The organism is Curtobacterium sp. MCLR17_059 (assembly GCF_003234665.1).
In the GTDB taxonomy this organism is placed as follows: Bacteria; Actinomycetota; Actinomycetes; order Actinomycetales; family Microbacteriaceae; genus Curtobacterium; species Curtobacterium flaccumfaciens.
The window spans coordinates 92,985-114,108 of the sequence record NZ_QKSU01000001.1 but is presented as its reverse complement, the minus strand read 5'-3'; the positions used below and the strand labels follow the sequence as shown (position 1 = coordinate 114,108).

Sequence of the window (21,124 nt, the reverse complement as noted above, 5' to 3'; positions counted from 1 at the left end):
GTATCGATACTGATAGCGTGCTCAGGTGCCTGCGACCGAGCCGACCGACCCCGCCGAGCCCCGATCCGCCGTCCACCTGGACCGGGTGACGGCCGTCCTCGGCGACCGGACCGTCCTCGACAGGCTCGACGTGACGTTCCCCGCCGGGGTCGTGACCGCGCTCACCGGACCGAACGGATCCGGCAAGTCGACGCTGCTCGACGTGGTCGCGGACGTCGTGCGGCCGACCACCGGGCGGGTGACGGGCCTCCCGTCCGACGGCGTCGCCTACGTGACCCAGTCCGTACCGCCGACCGCGCTCCCGCTCACCGTCCGCGCGGCCGTCACGATGGGGCGGTGGCGGCACCGCGCGTGGTGGCGGCCGCTCGGACGCGCCGACCGGGCGATCGTCGACGCGCAGCTCGAGCGGATGGCGATCACGGACCTTGCCGATCGGCCGATCGAAGAGCTGTCGGGCGGGCAGCGTCAGCGGACGCTCGTCGCGCTCGGGCTGGCCCAGCGGGCCGGGGTGCTGCTGGTCGACGAACCGACCGCCGGCGTGGATGCCGAGTCAGCGGCGCTCGTGGTGGCGGCGCTCGCCGACGAGGCCGCAGCCGGCGTCGTGGTCGTGCACGCGGCCCACGACCCGGCGGCGATCGCTGCGGCCGACCGCATCGTCACGCTGACCTGACCCTGCGTCCGTCGTGCCGATTCCGCAAAACACCGGTGTTCACCCGTTGAACCGCGGTTTGCGCGTGTTCAGAGCACGAACACCGGTGTTCCGCGGGCCCCGGAACGGCGGTCAGGGGCAGGCGACGGCCACCGGGCCGGTCGGCGTCGCGTCGGCCGCGACCGGTTCGACCGCCGGCACGGCGCTCGACTTCCGCAGCCCCATCGCGACGAGCACCACGGCACCGACGATCGCGACCCCGCCGGCCAGCCAGAAGTCGGCAGCCAGACCGAACGACGACACCGCGGCCCCACCGAGCACCGAACCGGCGGCGATCGCGAGCTGGATCGTCGTGACGAACAGCGCGAGCCCGGTCTCGGACCCGGCCGGCGACGCCGTCGACATCCACGTCTGCATCCCGAGCGGCAGCGCACCCCACACCAAGCCCCACACGACGAGCAGCACGAAGACCCCCACGACGGAGTGGGCGAGCAGCGGGAGCAGCACGACGGCCGCCGCGAGCACGAACTTCGACGCCCCGATGGTGCCGAGGACACTGCGGTCGAGCGTGAAGCCGGCGGCGAAGTTGCCGACGATGCCCGCGACGCCGAACACCAGCAGCGCGATCGTCACGGTGTCCGGGCCGACGCCGACGAGCTGCTGCAGGTACGGCGCGATGTAGGTGTACGCGGCGAACTGGGCCGCGAAGACGAAGGCTGCGGCGATGAGCCCGACCCGGGCACGGGGGACGCGGAGCAGCGACCCGAGCGTGGCGAACCGCACCCGCTGCTGCGCGGGGATCCTCGGCAGCATCGCCAGCTGCAGGACGAGCGCGACGACACCGAGCGCCCCACCGATCACGAAGCCGAGGCGCCAGCTGGCGAGCGACGACACCAGGGCGCCGAGCGGCAGGCTCACGACGGTCGCGACGGAGACGCCGGCCGTGATGAGCGAGGTCGCGCGGATCGTCAGCTCCGGCCGGACGAGTCGCCCGGCGATCCCGGCACCGATGGCCCAGAAACCACCGATGCCGACACCGAGCAGCATCCGTGCGATGAGCAGCACCCAGAACGAGGGCGCGATCGCGGCGAGGCCGTCGGCGACGACGAGCAGCACGGTCAGGGACACGAGCACCACCCGGCGGTCGAGCCGCGAGGTCAGGACGGTGACGACCGGTGCCGCGACGGCGCCGACCAGTCCGGTGGCGACGACCATCAGGCCGGCGGTGCCGATGCCGACGTCCAGGTCGTCGGCGATGGCGGGGAGCAGCCCGATGGGCAGGAACTCGGACAGGACGAGCACGAACGACCCGAGTGCGACGGACGTGACGCTGAGCCACCCGCGGCGCGCTGCTGACGATGTCATGGGGGCGTCAAGCGGGTTCCGGCGGCCGCCATTCCCGTGTGACGGCGAGCGGGTCAGGCGTCGAGCGCGCGCCGTGCGGCCGCGACGACCTCGGCGTCGGTGACGAAGTGCGCGGAGCCGTCGTCCCCGGCGCCCATCGGCACCCCGGCGTGCGTGCTGTCCGCGGCCGGACGCTTGGCCGACAGGTGCACGGCGGCGGCGCCGGTGGCGAGCAGTGCGCGGACGTCGGCGGGGGTGACCCCGGCGCCGGCCATCACCTGCACGGGCCCGGCGGCCTCGACCATGCGGGCGATCGTCTCGGCGCCGGCGACCGCGGTGGGGGCGGCGCCCGAGGTCAGGACGCGGGTGAACCCGAGCGCAGCGAGCGATCCGGCTGCGGCGACGGGATCGGTCGCGTGGTCGATCGCGCGGTGCAGGGTGACCTCGGCGGTGGCGCTGACCGACCGGGCGGCGTCCACGAAGCGGCGGAGGGCGTCCTCGTCGAGGGTCCGGTCGGGGCGCAGGGCTCCGACCACGACACCGGCGGCCCCGGAGCGCAGGACCGTGCGGACCTCGCGCACCATGAGCTCGACCTCGTCGGGGGAGTGCACGAACCCGCCCGGGCGGCAGCGGACCAGCGCGTGCGCCGGGATCCCGGTCTCGTGGGTCGTCTCGACCAGGGCCTGCGAGGGGGTGAGCCCGCCGAGCTCGAGCCCGACGCAGAGTTCGACGCGGTCGGCGCCGCCGTCCCGCGCGGTGATCGCACCCGCCGGAGAGGTCACGGCGATCTCGAGTGCGGCGGTGGTGCTCATGCAGGGGCTCCGAGCGGTTCGTTGGAGGCGGGGACGATGCGGGCGCGGAGGTCCGGTGCCGTCGGGAACACTCGATCGTAGGGGAACATCGGCCGCTCGATCCTGTGGTGCCCGAGGCGCAGCAGATCCTGGTCGACACCGCCCGGGGTGAGCGCGAGCATCCAGTCGGCGGACATGTCGAACAGCTCCGGTTCGAGGTACCCGATCTTCACGATGACGACGTCCGCCTGCCGCGGTGCCAGGTCGAGGTCGGTGAAGTCGTGCTCGTGGTGGTACGGCTTCCGCAGCTTCGTCAGGATCGCGAAGACGCTGCCGACCTGCAGCACGACCTCGGTCTCGGCGTCCCGGTCGCCGTGCTTGATCGCGTGCACCCGGCCGGTCATCGTGATCGGGCCGGCATGCACGTGGTCGACCTCGGCACCGGCGGTCACGGTGATCGTCGCACCGACGCCGGCGTCCACCGCCGCGGCGACCGCGGCCGGTCCGGGCACGCTCGCGTAGATGACGGTCGGGCCGGACGGGTCCTGGAACTCGGGGCGGGCGAGCACCTGCGTCAGCCCCCAGGTCATGTCCCCGGAGCCGCCGGCCGTGGGGTTGTCGCCCGAGTCCGAGACGAAGTACGGCTTCGCGGCGCCCGGGGCGAGCGCGGCGTCGAGGCACTCCTCGAACGTGCCGGTGGGGGCGACGAAGACGAAGTCCTCGCGGACGTCCCAGAACGCGCGGGCGAGCCGTTCGGCACCGGCGGCGACGGCTGCCTCGTCCCACCCGGTGACGACGGTGACGGCCTGGTCGCGGGGCTGGTCGGCCCACGCGTAGCCGACCCAGATCGCGGCGTCGAGCACGCCCTCGGTCTGCTCGACGACCGGGACCTGCGCGTACAGGGACTTCGCCGGCTCGAGACGGGTCGAGGTCTGCTCGCCGGGCAGCAGGACGGGGATCGGGATCCAGGCCTTCACGGGTCGCTGCGCACCGACGGGTCGTTCGGTGAGCACGTCGACGAGGTTCCGGACGGCACGCTCCTTCGTCTCGAGGGTGTCCTCGTGCGGGGCCATCCGGTAGCAGGTGACGAGGTCGACCTGGTGCGCGAGCTCGCGCGTGACGTTGCCGTGCAGGTCCATCGACGCGGACACGATGACGTCGGGGCCGACGACCGCGCGGATGCGGCCGAGCAGGTCCGTCTCGGCGTCGTCGAGCCCCTCGACCACCATCGCGCCGTGGATGTCGTACCAGAGCCCGTCGACCGGACCCATCGCACCCAGCCGCTCGACGATCTCGTCGGCCAGGGCTTCGTACGACGCCCGGTCGACGATCCCGCCGGGCAGCGCGTGCCCGATGAGCGCCCCGCGGAAGTCCGCCCGGTCGGCCATGGTCGCCAGGAACGGGTACCGGGCGACGGCCTCGTCGCCGCGGTCCGGGTGGAACGCGGGGGCGTGGGTCCGGGTCGGCGTGAACGTCGACGTCTCGATGGCGAGCCCGGCGATGGCGATGACCGGGCGACGGGCACCAGCGGTGCTGGCGGGGGCGGCGGGAGTGACGGGACCGGTCTCAGACACGGACGCTCCTGTTCCTGGTGGTGGACTGGGGGATGGGCGCGGAGAGATCCTCGAGCGAGGCGGCGAGGCCCCGCTGCAGCGCGAACTGCCCGGCGCCGACGAGCCCGGCGTCGGCGCCGAGCGACACCGGCTCGATGGCCAGGTGCTGGGTCATCAGCGGGTGGCAGCTCTCGTAGAGCTGGCTCCGCACGGCGGCGATGAACGGGTCGAGGGTCGACAGGATGCCGCCCAGGTAGACGGCGTCCGGGTTGAAGAAGTTCACGTTGGCGGCGAGCACCTCGCCCAGGTACTTGCCCGCCATCCGCACGGCACGGGTGGCCTCGGGGTGCGCGTCCGAGGCGAGCCGGACGACGTCGGCGGTCGAGGCGACGTCGACCCCGGCGTTCGACAGGATCCGGACCAGGGCGGCGCCGGACGCCACCGTCTCCAGGCATCCGGTGTTGCCGCACGAGCACGGGGTGTCCCCGGCGGCGTCGATCCGCACGTGCGTGATGTCCCCGGCCGCACCGGTCGACCCCCGGTAGAGCCGACCGTCGATGACGATGCCCGCGCCGATCGCCGAGCCGGCCTTGATCGTGATGGTCTGGCGTCGAGCGGGATCCTGGACGGTCTGCTCACCCGCCGCCATGCAGTTCGCGTCGTTGTCGACGATCGCCGGCAGGCCGAACCGGTCGCTCAGCCACGCGGCCACGGGGAACCCGTTCCACCCCGGCATCCGGCTCGGCAGGTCCACGACCCCGGCGACGACGTCGACGGGCCCGGGCAGGCTGAGTCCGACGCCCCGCAGTCCTTCGCGACCACGGTCGTCGGCGAGCCGCTCGAGCAGCGCGGCCAGGCGCTGGAGCCCGGCGGTCGGACCGTCGGAGAGCGCGAACGGGACGTTCGCGACCGACTCGAGCGCGCCTCCAGGCAGGACCACGCCGATGCGCGCGTGGCCGCCACCGACGTCCGCGGCGACCGCGTACTCGTCGACGCCGCCGATGCGGAGCACCTTGCGGGGGCGCCCGCCGGTCGAGACGTCCGTGCCCTCCTCGGCGAGGATCCCGTGCTCCAGGAGCTGGCCGACGACGTGCGAGACGGTCGACGGGGCGGCTCCGAGCACCTTCGCGATCTCGGTCCGGCTGGCGGCCTGCCCCGAGGCGACGAGCTCGAGGACGCGGGCGCTGAGATCGGCCACGACTTTCTCCAATCCGGGCGGAACGGGAACGGAACACCGGTCGATGGTCCGTTCTGCCGCGAGCCTACGGGGCGGATCGAGCGGTCCACCCTTTCGTCCGTTCCGCAGTAACGCAGTTTTTACATCGAGATGTTTGTTTTTCCAATCGCTTTGGTCCTTGACTGTCCTCGTGCCGCTCGGCACCAGTGCTCCACCTCCCCGAAGTCCCTCGCACAAGGAGACACCGCATGTCCAAGCCCCGTCGCTGGGCGCTCCTCACCGGAGCTGCGATCGCCGTGAGCGCGCTGCTCGCCGGCTGTTCCGGAGGCGGCAACGCCTCGCAGGGATCGACCGACGAGATCGACTACGCGCTCCCCGCCAACTTCACGCCGAACTGGATCCTGCCGATCGGCACCGCCGCGCACCTCAACACGAACAACGGCTCCATCGCCCAGTCGCTGTACGAGCCGCTCGTCGCCTACGACGGCTCCACCGGCAAGATCGCGTGGAACAAGGCCGGCTCCGTCGCCACCGACGCGAAGTTCGCCGACGACGGCAAGAGCGTCACCATGACGCTCGGCGACCGGCACTGGTCGGACGGCGAGGCGATCACGAGCCGCGACGTCGGGTTCTGGTTCAACCTGATCAAGGCGAACAAGGACCAGTGGGGCTCGTACTCCAAGGGCAAGGCGCCGGACAACTGGACGTCGTTCAAGGCCGTCGACGACACGCACTTCACCATCACGTTCGACAAGGCCTACAACTCGGACTGGATGCTCGCCAACCAGCTGAGCCACATCATCCCGCTGCCCCAGCACGCCTGGGACAAGACCAGCGCGACCGCGAAGGTGACCGACGCCGACGAGACCACCGCCGGTGCGAAGCAGGTGTGGAAGTACCTCAACACCGCCGCCGGCAAGATCTCCGACTACGCCACCGACGACCTGTGGAAGACCATCTCCGGCCCGTACGGGGTCAAGACCTTCACCACGGCCGGCAAGGTCACCCTGACGGCGAACAAGAAGTACGACGGTGGCGAGAAGCCGTCGATCACGACGGTGAACCTGCTCCCCTTCACCACGGCCGACGCCGAGGTGAACGCCGTCCGCTCGGGCGAGGTCGACTACGGCTACATCAACGCCACCGACATGGACCAGAAGGCGTCCTTCACCGGGAAGGGCTACGAGGTCGAGCCGTGGACCGGCTGGGCCATCACGTACATGCCGTACAACTTCAACAACCCCGACATGGGCGCCGTCTTCAAGCAGCTGTACGCCCGTCAGGCCGTCCAGATGTCGATCGACCAGACGTCGCTGTCGAAGGTCGTCTTCAACGGCACCGCCACCTCGACCTACGGTCCGATCCCGCAGGCACAGGAGTCCGACTACGTCTCCGACGTGCAGAAGTCGAACCCGTACCCGTTCAGCACCTCGAAGGCCAAGGACCTGCTGACCAGCCACGGCTGGGAGGAGCAGGGCGGCACGATGGTCTGCACCGACCCGGGCACGTCCGCCAGCCAGTGCGGCGAGGGCGTCAAGGAGGGCACGAAGTTCTCGATGCAGGTGCTGTCGCAGTCCGGTTCGACCGTGACCGACAACATGATGAGCGCGATCCAGTCCTCGCTCGCGAAGACCGGCATCGACTTCACCATCAAGACCGCGCCGGTGTCGAGCGTGCTGTCGCAGACCCCGACCTGCACCTCGGACGAGGCCAGCTGCGACTGGGACCTGTCGTTCTTCGGCACCGCGGGCAGCTGGTACTTCCCGGCCTACCCGACCGGTGAGTCGCTGTTCCAGACCGGCGGTTCGGCGAACTTCGGCAGCTACTCGAACAAGGAGGTCGACTCCCTCATCGACGCGACCACCACCTCGACCGACGCCACCGCCGTGCAGGACTACAGCGCAGCGGTCGCGAAGGACCTGCCGGTGATCTGGCTGCCGAGCCCCGACTACCAGATCTCGGTCGTCAAGAAGGGCCTGTCCGGCTTCGACCAGGACTCGCTCGCCAACTTCCACCCGGCCCAGTGGAAGTGGACCAAGTAGGAAACCGACCCTGGAGGCGCGGTGCGCGACCGACGCGCACCGCGCCTCCTCCCCGGCTCACGTCTCCAATCCGACCATCGGAAGCCGCATGACCACAGCTCTCTACCTCACCAGGCGCGTCCTGCAGGCGCTCGCGGTGATCCTCATCGTCACCGTCGTGGTGTTCTGCCTGCTGCACGCGCTGCCCGGCGGCCCCGCCCGCGGCGTGCTCGGCGTCTCCGCGACCCCCACGCAGATCGCCCAGTTCAACCAGGCGCAGGGGCTCGACCAGCCGCTGCCCGTGCAGTACCTGCGGTTCCTCGGTCGCCTGCTCACCGGCGATCTCGGCACCTCGTACACCCTCAACGAGCCGGTCTCGCAGCTCATCGCCGAGCGCCTGCCGAAGACCCTCGTGCTCACCGGCATCTCCGCGGTGCTCGGACTCGTCGTCGCGATCCCGGTCGGGATGCTCCAGGCGGCCCGCCGCAACGGTGCGGTCGACTACGCCGCCACCGCCCTGGCCTTCGTCTTCTACTCGACGCCCGCGTTCTTCCTGGGCCTCGTCCTGATCATCGTCTTCAGCCAGCAGCTGCCGTGGCTGCCGTCCCAGGCGCCGAGCGGCACCACCCTGGCCGAGGTGTTCCAGGACCCCGCCGGACTCGTGCTGCCCGTGGTGACCGGAGCCCTCGCGATGATCGCGGTGTTCAGTCGGTACATGCGCGCCTCGACGCTCGAGAACCTGCAGGAGGACTACGTCCGCACCGCCCGTGCCGGCGGCGCCTCGACCGCGACGATCCTGCGGCGGCACGTGTTCCGGAACTCGCTGACTCCCGTCGTCGCGATGCTCGGGTACTACCTGCCGGTGCTGTTCGGTGGCGCGCTGGTGACCGAGCAGCTGTTCAACTACCCCGGCATGGGGCTGCTGTTCTGGAACGCCGCGCAGTCGTCCGACTACCCGACGCTGCTCGGCTGCGTGCTCGTCATCTCCATCGCGACCGTCATCGGCACCCTGCTCGCCGACGTCGCACAGTCCTTGATCGATCCCAGAGTGAAGGCGAGCCGCGCATGACCGCCGTCCAGATGGCCCCCGAAGCCCCGGGCGCCCCCGTCACCGTCGCGGCCACCGGGTTCCGGCTCGCCGCCCGCCGGTTCCGGAGCAACACCCTCGCCGTCATCGGCCTCGCCCTGATCGTCGTCATCGTGCTGTTCTGCTTCGTCGGCCCGTTCGTGTACCCGACCGACCAGACCCACACGCTGCTCGAGCAGGCCAACCAGGGCCCGAGCGCCGCGCACTGGCTCGGCACCGACGCCGTCGGCCACGACGTCCTCGGCCGCCTGATGTACGGCGGCAAGGTCTCCCTGATGGTGGGCATCGCCGCCGGGGTCCTGGCCACCGTCGTCGGCACCCTGTGGGGTTCCGTCGCCGGGTACGTCGGCGGCTGGGTCGACGCCCTGATGATGCGCGTCGTCGACGCCGGCATCGCGATCCCGGCCCTGTTCATCCTGCTCGTCATCTCGGCGATCACGAACCCGGGCGTCGGCGGCCTCATCGTCATCCTCGGCCTGGTGTCGTGGCTCGTCCCGTCCCGCCTGATCCGCGCCGAGACCCTGACGCTCAAGAACCGCGACTACGTCCTGACCCTGCGCGCGATCGGCGGCTCGCACGCCCGCGCCATCGGCAAGCACCTGCTGCCGAACTCGGTGTCGACGATCGTCGTCGCGGCGACGTTCCAGGTCGCCGACGCGATCCTGCTGGTCGCCTACGTCTCGTACCTCGGGCTCGGCGTGCAGCCGCCCGCGACGGACTGGGGCGGCATGCTCTCGGCGGGACTCACCGCCGCCTACTCCGGACGCTGGTGGCTCATCGTACCGCCGGGTCTGGCCGTGATCCTGGTCGTCTGCGCGTTCAACGCGGTGGGCGACGGACTGCGGGACGCCTTCGACGTGCGGGGCCGCTGATGACCAACGAACCGATCCTGCGGACGACCGACCTCGGCGTCTCCTTCAGCACCGAGTCGGGCACCGTCGACGCCGTGCGGGGGGTGTCCCTGTCGGTCGTCCCCGGCGAGACCCTCGCCCTGGTCGGCGAGTCCGGCTCCGGCAAGTCCACCGTCGCCCTCGCCGCGATGGGCCTGCTCTCCGGCAACGCGACGGCCTCGGGCAGTGCCGTCGTCGCCGGACACGAGGTCGTCGGCGCCCCCGAACCCGCGCTCCGGGCCCTGCGCGGCTCGACCGTCTCGATGGTCTTCCAGGAGCCCGCGACCGCCCTCGACCCGCTCACCCGCGTCGGTGCCCAGATCGCCGAGGTGATCCGGAACCACCGTGACGTCTCCGCGTCCGCCGCCGCGGCCGAGGCCGTCGACCTGCTGCGCCGCGTCGGCATCCCCGACCCCGAGTCGCGCACCCGGTCGTTCCCGTTCCAGCTGTCGGGTGGGCAGCGCCAGCGCGTGGTCATCGCGATGGCGATCGCGAACGCGCCGAAGCTGCTCATCGCGGACGAGCCGACCACGGCCCTCGACGTGACCGTGCAGGCCGAGATCCTCGAGCTCCTCCGCGCGCTCGCCGTCGAGACCGGTACCGGCGTGCTGCTCGTCACGCACAACATGGGGGTCGTCGCGGACTTCGCCGACCGGGTCGCGGTCATGCTCCAGGGCGAGATCGTCGAGACCGGCGGGGTCGAGGACGTCCTCCTCCGCCCCGAGCACGAGTACACCAAGCGGCTGCTCGCCGCGGTGCCGCGGCTCGACGTGGCGGGCGATCGTCCGCCGGCTCCCGCCACCGACGCGGAGACCGAGCCGGCCGGGAGGCCCGGTGCGGCCCCGGTGGTCGACCTGCGGGACGTCTCGGTGACGTTCGGGCGCGGGGCGCGCGCCGTCCACGCGCTCGCGGGCATCGACATCGCGGTGCACGCCGGTGAGACCGTCGGCCTGGTCGGCGAGTCCGGCTCCGGCAAGTCGACTGCGGCCCGGGTGGCGCTCGGGCTCATCAAGCCGACGTCCGGCACGGTGTCGCTGTTCGGGCAGGACCTGCGGACCGCGAAGGGGCGTGACCGTCGTGCTCTCCGCTCCGGCATCGGCGTCGTGCTGCAGGACCCGGTGGCGTCCCTCGACGCCCGGATGTCGGTGGCCGAGTGCATCGCTGAGCCCCTCGCCGTGCACCGTGGCGGGATGTCCTCGGCCGATCGTCGTCGTCGCATCGACGAGGTGCTCGACGCGGTGCGGCTGCCGCGGACCCTGGCGTCCCGTGCCCCCCGCGAGCTCTCCGGCGGGCAGCGCCAGCGGGTCTCGCTCGCCCGGGCGCTGGTGCTCGAACCGCGGTTGCTCGTCGCCGACGAACCCACCTCGGCGCTCGACGTCAGCGTGCAGGAGACCGTGCTCGAGGTCCTCGGCGAGCTGCAGGACGACCTGGGGTTCGCGTGCCTGTTCGTCTCGCACGACCTGGCCGTCGTGCAGCACTTCGCCGAGCGCGTCGTCGTGATGCGCCAGGGCGTCGTCGAGGAGCAGGGCACGACCGGCACGACGCTGCTGCACCCCACCACCGACTACACCCGGCGTCTGCTCGCCGCGGTGCCGGTGCCCGACCCCGTGCTGCAACGGCAGCGTCGGACGGAGCGCCTCGCCTCGCTCGCGGCGGTGACCGCGTGACCCGGGTCCTGGCCGGGGTCGACGTCGGCGGCACGAACACGAAGGTCGTCCTGACCACGCCCGACCTCGAGGTCATCGACCGCCTCGACCTGCCGACGCCCGCCCACGCGGGCGGGGCGGCGATCGTGACGGCCGCACTCGGGGCCGTGACGGGTCTGCTCGAGACGCACCGGGCCTCCTTGGCGGGTGTCGGGGTGGGCGCGGCCGGCGTCGTCGACCGGACCACGGGGACCGTCCTGGTCACCGGCAACTCGTTCACCGGGTGGGCCGGGTACGGCGTGACCCGGGCGGTGACGGACGCCCTCGGCGTCCCCGCGACCCTGGACAACGACGTGAACGCGTTCCTGCTCGGCGAGATCGCCACCGGTGCGGTCGTGGGGGAGTCCGACGTGCTCGGCATGACCCTCGGCACCGGTGTCGGCGGCGCGCTCGTGCTCGACGGACGGCTCTTCGCCGGCCCGCGCGGAGCCGCCGGCGAGATCGGCCACGTCCCCGGCTTCGGCGACGCCCGGTGCACCTGCGGGCAGGCCGGGCACCTGGAGACCATCGCGGGCGCGCGCGGCATCGCCGACCGCTACGCCGAACGCTCCGGGCGGATGCTCTCGGCACGGGACGTCGCCGTCGCCGCACGCGGCGGGGACGCCGACGCGGCCGCCGTCTTCGCCACCGCGGGGTGGGGCCTGGCGCGTGCCGCACTGCTGACCGCGGGGATCCTCGACGTCACCACCGTCCTGATCGGCGGCGGGATCGCTCGGTCCTGGGACCTGCTCGAACCGGCCATCTCGGCGGCGATCGCCGCGGAACCGCCGGTCAGCGGGGCGACGATCCGGCTCGCGCAGTCGACGCTCGGGTCCGACGCCGTGGCACTCGGCGCAGCGGCGCAGGTGCGGGCGCGCGTGCTGGAGCCGGAGACCGCGTAGCGGGGGAGCGCCCGGTCAGGGCACCCAGACGACGATGCCGCGCAGGTCGTGGAGCACGGCGGCGAGGCCGGCGCGCAGGCCGCGGGCCGCGCGGTCCTCGGTGAAGGTCTCCGGGTCGTAGTGGCTCGACGGCCCGAGGCCCTCGCCGCGGAACCCGCCGCCCGTCCAGTCCGCCGCCGTGACGTTCGACGTCGGCTCCGCGATCTCGGCACCGACGACCAGGAACTGCTGGTGGAGCGCGGTCGGCGAGACGGCCGCGAGCGGGTCGACCATGTGGTTGCCGACGGTGATGACCAGGTCGGGCTCGGCGTCGACGGCGCGCAGGACCGCGGCGATCCGGTCGTCGGGGCCCTTCGCCGAGACCGGGTTGACGGTGACGTCCTCGTCCGCGGCCCACGACTCGACGGCGTCGAGCAGGGTCCGGGTCGGAGCGTCGGCGGCGTCACCCGCGTCGGAGAGCAGCACGACGTCGTAGCCGGCGGGGGCGTGCACCCCGGACCACGAACCGGGCTCGGGGTGGATGGTGGCCTCGGGTGCCGGCGGCTGGTCGGGGTCGGAGAACCCGGTGCCCAGGACCCCGGCCGAGGCGTGCGCCGACGCGGTCGCCGTCGGGCCGGTGCCGGTCCCGCCGGTGGCGCCGTCCGACGTCCCGGAGCAGCCGGCCAGCAGCGCGGTGCCGGCCGCGGCGAGGGCGACGGCGGTCAACAGGGAGGTCGTCCGGGTGGCGGGGCGGATCACGGCACCATGCAAGCACGCTCGACGGCCGCTCCGGGCCGGTCCGGGGACCTGTCCGACCGCCGTCCCGTTGCTGGTCACCGGTTGTTCACCTGCCGGTCGTCTGCGGGCCGGATCGTCTGCGCGTGCCCTCCGGAACCACCGCCGCGCTCCTGCGCGCCCGCCCTGCCCGCTCCCTCCCCCTGTTCGCGCTCGTCGCACGGGTCGTCGCCGCGCTCGTGCTGCTCGGGGTGGTCGTGATCGGCGTGCTCGGGGGAGCCGCACCGGCGTCGGCGCACGGCTTCAGCTCGGTGGTCTACGCCGACGTCACGTCCACGAAGCCGACGGTGGTGCAGGCGAAGCTCGGGCTCGAGTACGACCTGATGCTCGTCTCGGTGGCCACGAGCGAGCACGACGACGCGCTGCACGAGCAGGGGCAGCGGGCGTGGGACGACGGGGACTTCCCGAGGATGGTGACGGCTGCCGAGGCGCACACCGACGCGATCGGGAAGTACGTGTTCGACCGGTTCCGGGTGACCGGAGCCGGCGGGCAGGCCTGCACCGGCACGCTCGACGACACGGTCACCGTCGACCTGCAGGACGAGGTGCCGTACGCCCACGTGACCGCGGACTTCGCCTGTCCGGAACCGTCGGAGACGCAGTCCGGGCACGTGGTGTCGTCGGAGCTCTTCCCCGACGACGAGACCTTCGTGCGCGACACCAAGACGATCGTCACCTACGACGTCGACGACCGGACGGGTTCGGCCACCCTCGACGCCTCGCAGCGCACGTTCTCGACCGAGCAGTCGGCGGGTGAGCGCTTCTGGGAGTTCTTCCGGCTCGGCGCCGAGCACCTGCTCACCGGGATCGACCACATCCTGTTCCTCGTGGCGCTCATCGCCGGGTCGCGTCGCCTGCGCGAGGTCGTCTACACGGCGTCCGCGTTCACGATCGCCCACTCGATCACGTTCATCCTCGCCGCGCTCGGTGTGGTCAGCCCGCCCGCGATCGTCGTCGAGCCGCTCATCGCCCTGTCGATCGCCGCGGTCGCCGGCTGGTACCTGTGGCGGCTCTGGCGTCGTCGATCGCGGGCTGACGAACTGGTGGTCGGTGAGCACGGACACTTCTCGCTCGACCGCGCCGGGTGGACCCGCCTGGCCGTCGTCTTCGCCTTCGGGCTCATCCACGGGCTCGGGTTCGCCGGGGCCCTCGGTATCCACGAGGCGTTCTCGTGGCAGCTGCTGGTCTCGCTCCTCATCTTCAACGTCGGCATCGAGGCCGTGCAGCTCGCGATCATCGTCATCGTCTTCCCGCCGCTCTCGCTGCTGCGGCGGAAGGCACACCGGGTGTCGCTCTGGGTGACGGGTGCCGTGACCGCCGGCGTGTTCGTGATGGGGATGATCTGGTTCGTCGAGCGGCTCGCGGCGGGCTGACGCTCACCACGGACCTGCTGGCACCTCGCGTTCGTTCCTGAACAGCGACGAACCGTCACTCAGCGTTTACCAAGACGTTTTGCAGTGCATGCAGAGTCTTCCGTGCTGCACCATCCCACGTCTGAGAAACGGACCAACATGAGTCTCCTGTCCGGCGCCACTACCCGGCGCAGAACCACCACCCTCCGCGTCTGCGGAGCCGTCCTCGGGGCCGCGCTCATCGCCGGTGCCTCGATGGTCGGCACGAACGCCGCCACCGCTGCGACGAACACCCCCACCACCAACATCTCGACCGGTGGCCCGATCCACATCCTGCTCGGCGTCGGCGCGACCGAGAGCCAGCGCATCGCCTCGTGGTACTTCCCCACGAACGTCGCGCAGTCGCTCGAGATCCAGAAGACCGCGTCCATGACGGACGGCGTCTTCACGGACGCCAAGCAGACGGTCGCCGCCTCGGAGGCCGCGAACACCGCAGCCGACTCGAGCGCGACCGACTCGAACACCAAGAGCATCCCGGGCATCGCCGCCGAGTCGGGCTACATCAACGCGCACGCGACGATCTCGGCCCTCGAGCCGAACACGTCGTACACGTACCACGTCGGTGCGGCGGACGGCTCGGCCTGGTCCGCGTCGTACACCTTCACCACGAAGAGCTTCTCCGGCGACTTCGACTTCCTGTTCTTCGGTGACCCGCAGATCGGTTCGTCCGGCTTCACCGACGACGACGGCGCCGGCTGGGCGGACACGCTCAAGTACGCCACGTCGACCGAGCCGGACGCCGAGCTCCTGGTCTCCGGTGGCGACCAGGTCGAGCACGCCAACAACGAGTACGAGTGGGGCGCGTTCGCGGACAGCAGCGACGTGCTGAAGCGTTACCCGTGGGCCTCGACCATCGGCAACCACGACGTGGGCGGCAAGGCCTACGAGCAGCACAACCAGGTGCCGAACTCCCTCAAGGTGCCGGACTTCTACCCGGGCGGCAACACGACCGCGAACTCGGGTGGCGACTACTGGTACATGTACAAGGGCGTCCTGTTCATCGACATCAACTCGAACGCCTACGCGGCCGGTTCGGACGCTGCCCACGTGAACTACGTGCGCGACGTCATCAACCGCTACGGCGACGACGCGAAGTGGACGACGCTGGTCTACCACCACTCGATCTACTCGCCGGCCGACCACGCGAACGACCGTGACAACCAGCAGCGTCGGTTCGACTTCACGCGTTCGTTCTCGGACATGGGTGTCGACCTCGTCCTGCAGGGCCACGACCACTCCTACTCGCGCAGCTACGCGATCAAGAACGGCAAGAAGGCCAACGTCAACGAGCAGCCCGCTGCTCCCGAGGTCTTCTCCGGCCCCGGCGGCGTCATCTACATGACGGCGAACTCGGCCTCCGGCTCGAAGTACTACGACCTCACCACCCCGGACGCCACCCAGGGCTACGGCGCGGACCCGCTCGACCCCAAGGGTGAGCGTCACTTCGCCAACTCGGTCGAGAACCAGGAGCACGTCCGCACCTTCGTGAAGGTCTCGGTCACCGACGACAAGCTCGCCGTCGAGAACATCCGCGCCAGCGACTGCACCACGCTCAACTCGGCGGTGCAGCACGGCAAGGTGGACAGCTGCGGTGTGACCCTCCAGCCGACGGCCACGGCCGACCCGGCTGCGATCGGTTCGACGGTCGACAAGTTCAACCTGCACGCCACGCTGCCGACGACGACCACCACGCTCACCGCGTCGGCCGCCGAGCAGACCTACGGCACCGCCAAGCCGGCCACGGTCACCGCGACCATCGCCGGTGGCATCGGTACCCAGCAGGGCACCGTGACGTTCAAGGACGGCAGCAAGGTCCTCGGCACGGCCCCGGTCAAGGACGGCGCGGCGAGCATGACGCTGCCGAAGACGCTCGCCATCGGCAAGCACGCGGTCACGGCCTCGTTCGTCAACGCGGACCCGGTGTACTCGGGAACGAACTCGAAGACGGCGAAGGCCATGACGGTCACCGTCGAGAAGGCCCCGTCCCGCACCGCCATCAAGTACAGCGGCGGCAAGGCGACCGTCCAGGTGAAGGCCACCGGCTTCAGCGTCGACGGCACCGCCCGGATCTACCAGGGCTCGAAGCGCCTCGCCACCGTCACGGTGGAGAACGGCGTGGTCACGTCGAAGCTCCCGCTGAAGAAGGGCACGCACAACCTGCACGCCGTCTTCGCCGGGACCTCGGAGCTCAGCACGAGCACCAGCCCGACCATCAAGGTCGTCATCAAGTAGCACCCGGCACCAGCAAGGGCCCCGCGATCCCGATCGCGGGGCCCTTCGCCGTGTGTCCGGGGGTGGGCGACCGGTCCTACCCGGGACCGGCGCCGCACCGGCTGACGGGAGACCCGAACTCCCTACCCGTCCGCTGGTGAGAGCGGCCGGTCAACCTGTGGTGAGCATGCGCTCACAGGCCGGGATCGCCTAGGCAGCCAGGCCAACTGCCAGGCTTTGGGCGAATGTTCAGACATTCCTAGGTAATCACTGTGGAGAAGCGCATACTTCGAGCCACCGAGAATGCGCGCTCGTCGCCGACGTCACCCCGCCTCTCCTTGCAGGAAGCGGTCGGACCGTGCAGGCTCGCCATCTCAGACGCAGTTCCCTCCTGGTCGTGTCGGCGGCTGCCATCGCCGCGCTGATCACCCTCGGGACCGGTGGCGGAGCATCCGCCGCCACGGTCATCGACGGTCCGGTCAACCTCGGAACCGCATCGACCTACGGCGTCCTCGGCGCGAGCGCGGTCACGAACACCGGCCCCTCCGTGATCAACGGCGACCTCGGGTTGTCGCCGGGCACGTCCATCACCGGCTTCGGCGGTGCACCGAACGGCGTCGTCAACGGCACCACGCACCAGACCGACGCCGCGGCCGCACAGGCCCAGCGCGACACCACCACCGCGTACAACGTCGCCGCGTCGCTCTCCCCGACCCAGACCGGTCTGACCGAGCTGAACGGACTCTCGCTCTCACCCGGCGTGTACTCCGGCGGCGCCCTCGCCCTGGCGAACAACGGTGCGCTGACCCTGGCCGGCAGCGCGAACTCCGTGTGGGTGTTCCAGGCCGCGTCGACCCTGACCATCGGGTCCGCCAGCCAGATCGTGATCACCGGCGGCGCCAGCTCGTGCAACGTGTTCTGGCAGGTCGGCAGCTCCGCCACCGTCGGCACCGGCGCCCAGTTCCAGGGCACCGTCCTGGCGCAGCAGTCCGTGACCGCCACCACCGGCGCGACCGTGCAGGGCCGCCTGCTGGCCCGCACCGGCGCCGTGACCCTCGACACGAACACGATCACGGCCTCCAACGGCTGCCCCGCACCGGGCACGCCGTCCGAGTCGCCGACCATCACCTCGGGCACCCCGTCCGACGGCACCGTGGACGTCCCCTACTCGTCCACCGTCACCGCGACCGGTACCCCGAACCCGACCTTCACCGCCACGGGCCTGCCCGACGGCCTGACGATCGACAGCACCACCGGCGTCATCTCCGGTACCCCGACCACCCCGGGTACCTCGACCGTGACGATCACGGCGTCGAACGGCACCAGCCCGGACGACACCCAGACGGTCACCATCACGGTCCGCGCCCCGGCACCGGTGCCCACCGCGACACCCACCCCGACGGCACCCGCAGTGGTGCCCACCGCCACCCCGAGCGGCCCCGCAGGCGCCGGCGGCGGCGGTGGCGGCGGAACCGACCAGCCCACCGGTGAGCTCGCGTTCACCGGCTCGGACCCGACCGTCCCGCTGAGCATCGCCGCGGCACTGCTCGCCGCGGGTGCCACGCTCATGGTCCTGCTGCGTCGTCGTCGCCGTACCGTCGGCCGCATCTGATCCACCCGCACGATCGACGGCCCCGCGACCCTGGTCGCGGGGCCGTCTGCGTGCCGTCGGGCACCCGGTGGTCGCACCCGTGAGGACCCTCAGGGACTGAGCCGCCACGTCATCCTCCAGGACGATCCGCGGCGAGCAGCGCGCTCCCTACTGTTGGCGACGGAGCGTGCGGTGGCGCATGCCCGTCGCACCAGGGGAGATCCGACGTGAACCGTTCGCCGAGACGCCGTTCCACCATCGCGCTGCAGATCGCGTGTTCGACACTCATCGCCGGGGCGCTCGCCGTCTCCGGCACGATCGCGGCGTTGCCGGCCACGGCCGCGCCGGGCGGCGGGTCCACCGCCGCGACGGGGACGACCACGATCACGACCCCGGGCACGCCCGTCGCGCAGGGTGACGACTGGACGGTCACGCCGACCGACGGCGGGTACACCGTCGTCCTGACCCTCGCCGACCCGCTGCCGCTCCGTGCGGCGGCCCCCGTCCTGCTCGTGGACGGTGCCGACATCGGCGTCGCGCAGACGAGCCTCGACCAGCGTCAGCTGACGGTCACCACGACCGACCCCGCGGTCGCCGATGCCCGCAGCGTCGAACTCGGGTGGACGGGCGAGACCGACCTGCAGGGCAACCGGCAGGCCGCCACCGCGCCGCAGACGGTCGCGCCGAGCGAAGCCCCGGCACCCCTGACCGACGACCCGGCGTCCGCAGGCCAGTACGCGGTCACCCGGGCCGACTACGACCTGGGCAACGAAGCCGAGACGATCAAGGGCTTCGGGCGCAAGGGCGAGATGCGTGCCGCCGTCTTCGTGCCGAAGGACGCCCCGGGCAAGCGCCCGGTCGTGGTGTTCCTGCACGGCCGCCACGAGGCGTGCTCCGGCGGCACGTACAACCCGAAGGCGTGGCCGTGCGGGAAGGGACAGACCGACATCCCGAGCTACCTCGGCTACAACGCAGCGGCGACCGCGCTGGCGAGCCACGGCAACGTCGTCGTGTCGATCTCCGCGAACGCGATCAACGCCCTCGACGGCAGCTACTCGGACGACGGCGGAGCGGTGGCCCGCGGGCAGCTCGTCCTCGACCACCTCAGCCTGCTGCAGCGGGCGGACGCCGGACAGGAGCCCCGGCTCTCGCCGCTGCTCACCGGCAAGCTCGACCTGCAGGACGTCGGCCTCATGGGCCACTCGCGCGGCGGTGACGGCGTGGTCCGCGCGGCCCTGCTCAACACGCAGCGCACGAACCCCTTCGGCATCCGTGCCGTCCTGCCCCTGGCGCCGACCGACTTCGGGCGCATGACCCTGCCGGACACGAACACGGCGGTCGTCCTGCCGTACTGCGACGGCGACGTGTCCGACCTGCAGGGACAGCACTTCTACGACGACTCCCGCACCGCCTTCGGGGACGACGTGCTGCGCTCCTCGGTGCTGGTGATGGGTGCGAACCACAACTTCTTCAACACGACGTGGACGCCCGGCAAGTACGCGAAGGCGTCGTCGGACGACTGGTACGACGAGTCCGACGCGGTCTGCGGGGCGAAGGCGAAGCACACCACGCGGCTGTCGTCCGACCAGCAGTACGCCGTCGGCACGAGCCTGATCAGTGGCTTCTTCCGCCTGACGCTCGACGGTGAGCAGCAGTTCCTGCCGATGTTCGACGGCACCAACCGCCAGCCCGCAGCCCTGGGCACGGCCGACATCCGGGTGAGCGCCTCCCAGCCCGGCGCGAGCCGGCGTGACCTCGCCCTGTTCGACACCGCGAACCCGGCGATCACCACGACCGGGGCCCTGACGGCGAAGACCTGCGCGAGCACCGACAACCTGCCCGCGAAGCAGATCCTGCCGGCGTGCGTCTCGATCTCGTCCAACGCTCCGGACTACACCCCGGCGTACCTGGCGTCCTCGGTGCCGGCCACCCCCGCCCTGCACGTCTCGCCCACCAAGGCGGCGACCGGCGGCCAGGTGCACGTCCCGGTGGCTCCGGCGGCCGGTGACTTCACGGGGTTCCAGGCGCTGTCGCTCCGCCTCACCCCGGACGACACCGCGACGACGAACGCGAACGTCTCGATCACCCTCCGCGATGCGACCGGTGCCGTGGCGACCCGACGCCTGTCCGACACCAGCCGTGCCGGACAGCTGCTCCCCGGTACCCGGATGGCCCCGCGCAAGACGATCCTGCAGCAGGCGCGCATCCCCCTCGACACGTTCACCGGCATCGACCTGACGTCGGTGCGCGAGGTGACCATCGACGTCCCGCAGAAGAACAGCGGGGTCCTGCTGAGCGACCTGTCGCTCGTGCCCGCCGCGACCCTCGGCACCCCGGTGGTCACGAAGCGTCCCGCCGCACGCATCGCGGACCGGTTCGTCGACGAGGGCCGCACCCGCACGGTGGTCCGGGCAGCGGTCGTGCTCTCCCGACCGGCCGAGCAGGCCACGACGGTGTCCTTCGACCTCGACCAGGCGTACGACGGGCGCATCCGCCCGGCGGTGCAGCCCGTCACGTTCCAGCCCGGCGAGGTCTGCCGCACGGTCGCGGTCTCGGTGAACGGTGACCGCACGCCGTCGTTCTCGCGGACGTCGGACTACGCGATGACCCTCAGCAACACCCAAGGCGGATCGGTGATCGGTGACTCGGTCGGCACGATGCGCATCCGCGAGGACGACGGCGTGCGCAGCGTGAACGGACGGCCGACCGCGTCCGCTCCGGCGGTCGGGACCCCGGGTGACGCGTGTGCCGAGGCACAGGCGACCAGCACGGCCATCGCCGTGACGCCGACGAGCAGCCGGAAGGGTGCCAAGGTCGCGATCTCGGCGACGGGGTTCCGTGCCGGGGAGTCGGTCACCGTCAGCATCGACGGCGGTCGGGCCACCCGCACGACCGCCAACGCCGACGGCAAGGTCCGCCTGAAGATCACGAAGGCCGTGGCGGCGCTGGCGCCGGGCACGCACGTGGTGCACGCCCGTGGCTACGGCTCGGACCAGCGGGCCCGGGGCACCTTCACGACGACGAAGTAGTCGTGCGC

At 71.6% G+C, this 21,124-nt stretch carries 15 protein-coding genes; 10 read left to right on the top strand and 5 right to left on the bottom strand.

Features of this window, described 5'->3' with window-relative positions:
• The first annotated feature begins 25 nt into the window (after nucleotides 1-25).
• Nucleotides 26-670 carry a metal ABC transporter ATP-binding protein gene (locus tag DEJ12_RS00565; protein ID WP_258370543.1) on the top strand — a complete coding sequence of 215 codons (645 nt, stop codon included), beginning with the start codon at nucleotides 26-28 and terminating at the stop codon, nucleotides 668-670.
• Between the two features lie 111 nt (nucleotides 671-781).
• Here the strand turns inward: DEJ12_RS00565 and DEJ12_RS00560 are convergent, their stop codons facing one another.
• The 4 genes from DEJ12_RS00560 to DEJ12_RS00545 are packed head-to-tail and all read right to left on the bottom strand — an operon-like array spanning nucleotide 782 to nucleotide 5,535.
• The gene (locus DEJ12_RS00560) at nucleotides 782-2,014 is read right to left on the bottom strand and encodes an MFS transporter (protein ID WP_111028685.1); all 1,233 of its coding nucleotides are present in this window, start codon (nucleotides 2,012-2,014) and stop codon (nucleotides 782-784) included.
• 53 nt (nucleotides 2,015-2,067) lie between these two features.
• Nucleotides 2,068-2,805 (bottom strand): copper homeostasis protein CutC, encoded by a 738-nt coding sequence (locus tag DEJ12_RS00555; protein ID WP_071245156.1) that lies wholly within the window; start codon nucleotides 2,803-2,805, stop codon nucleotides 2,068-2,070.
• Nucleotides 2,802-4,358: a M81 family metallopeptidase gene (locus DEJ12_RS00550; RefSeq protein WP_111028684.1), complete on the bottom strand. Its 1,557-nt coding sequence runs from the start codon at nucleotides 4,356-4,358 to the stop codon at nucleotides 2,802-2,804. Before DEJ12_RS00550 ends, DEJ12_RS00555 begins: the two co-directional genes overlap by 4 nt.
• Nucleotides 4,351-5,535: an ROK family protein gene (locus DEJ12_RS00545; protein ID WP_111028683.1), complete on the bottom strand. Its 1,185-nt coding sequence runs from the start codon at nucleotides 5,533-5,535 to the stop codon at nucleotides 4,351-4,353. The genes DEJ12_RS00550 and DEJ12_RS00545 overlap by 8 nt, the downstream gene beginning before the upstream one ends.
• Nucleotides 5,536-5,762: 227 nt before the next feature.
• Between DEJ12_RS00545 and DEJ12_RS00540 the strand changes: the two genes are divergently transcribed.
• The 5 genes from DEJ12_RS00540 (at nucleotide 5,763) to DEJ12_RS00520 (ending at nucleotide 12,099) form a co-directional block, all read left to right on the top strand.
• The gene (locus DEJ12_RS00540) at nucleotides 5,763-7,556 is read left to right on the top strand and encodes a peptide ABC transporter substrate-binding protein (protein ID WP_111028682.1); all 1,794 of its coding nucleotides are present in this window, start codon (nucleotides 5,763-5,765) and stop codon (nucleotides 7,554-7,556) included.
• An 88-nt stretch (nucleotides 7,557-7,644) separates the two neighbouring features.
• Complete coding sequence (locus DEJ12_RS00535; protein WP_027467218.1) at nucleotides 7,645-8,604, top strand: ABC transporter permease; 960 nt, start codon at nucleotides 7,645-7,647, stop codon at nucleotides 8,602-8,604.
• Complete coding sequence (locus DEJ12_RS00530) at nucleotides 8,601-9,494, top strand: ABC transporter permease (protein ID WP_111024068.1); 894 nt, start codon at nucleotides 8,601-8,603, stop codon at nucleotides 9,492-9,494. The genes DEJ12_RS00535 and DEJ12_RS00530 overlap by 4 nt, the downstream gene beginning before the upstream one ends.
• Nucleotides 9,494-11,179 (top strand): ABC transporter ATP-binding protein, encoded by a 1,686-nt coding sequence (locus DEJ12_RS00525; protein ID WP_111028681.1) that lies wholly within the window; start codon nucleotides 9,494-9,496, stop codon nucleotides 11,177-11,179. Before DEJ12_RS00530 ends, DEJ12_RS00525 begins: the two co-directional genes overlap by 1 nt.
• The gene (locus DEJ12_RS00520) at nucleotides 11,176-12,099 is read left to right on the top strand and encodes an ROK family protein (RefSeq protein ID WP_111028680.1); all 924 of its coding nucleotides are present in this window, start codon (nucleotides 11,176-11,178) and stop codon (nucleotides 12,097-12,099) included. The genes DEJ12_RS00525 and DEJ12_RS00520 overlap by 4 nt, the downstream gene beginning before the upstream one ends.
• A gap of 15 nt (nucleotides 12,100-12,114) precedes the next feature.
• On the opposite strand, the gene DEJ12_RS00515 is transcribed toward DEJ12_RS00520, so the two are convergent.
• On the bottom strand, nucleotides 12,115-12,837 hold the full coding sequence (locus DEJ12_RS00515; RefSeq protein WP_111028679.1) for a hypothetical protein: 723 nt from the start codon (nucleotides 12,835-12,837) through the stop codon (nucleotides 12,115-12,117).
• A 122-nt stretch (nucleotides 12,838-12,959) separates the two neighbouring features.
• Between DEJ12_RS00515 and DEJ12_RS00510 the strand changes: the two genes are divergently transcribed.
• From DEJ12_RS00510 to DEJ12_RS00495, 4 genes are all read left to right on the top strand, one after another.
• Nucleotides 12,960-14,246, top strand: a complete 1,287-nt coding sequence (locus DEJ12_RS00510; RefSeq protein ID WP_220034795.1) for a HupE/UreJ family protein — start codon at nucleotides 12,960-12,962, stop codon at nucleotides 14,244-14,246.
• 138 nt (nucleotides 14,247-14,384) lie between these two features.
• Nucleotides 14,385-16,517, top strand: a complete 2,133-nt coding sequence (locus DEJ12_RS00505; RefSeq protein ID WP_111028678.1) for an Ig-like domain repeat protein — start codon at nucleotides 14,385-14,387, stop codon at nucleotides 16,515-16,517.
• 376 nt (nucleotides 16,518-16,893) lie between these two features.
• Nucleotides 16,894-18,108: an ice-binding family protein gene (locus tag DEJ12_RS00500; RefSeq protein WP_181433076.1), complete on the top strand. Its 1,215-nt coding sequence runs from the start codon at nucleotides 16,894-16,896 to the stop codon at nucleotides 18,106-18,108.
• A 206-nt stretch (nucleotides 18,109-18,314) separates the two neighbouring features.
• Complete coding sequence (locus DEJ12_RS00495; protein ID WP_111028676.1) at nucleotides 18,315-21,116, top strand: hypothetical protein; 2,802 nt, start codon at nucleotides 18,315-18,317, stop codon at nucleotides 21,114-21,116.
• Nucleotides 21,117-21,124: the final 8 nt, after the last annotated feature.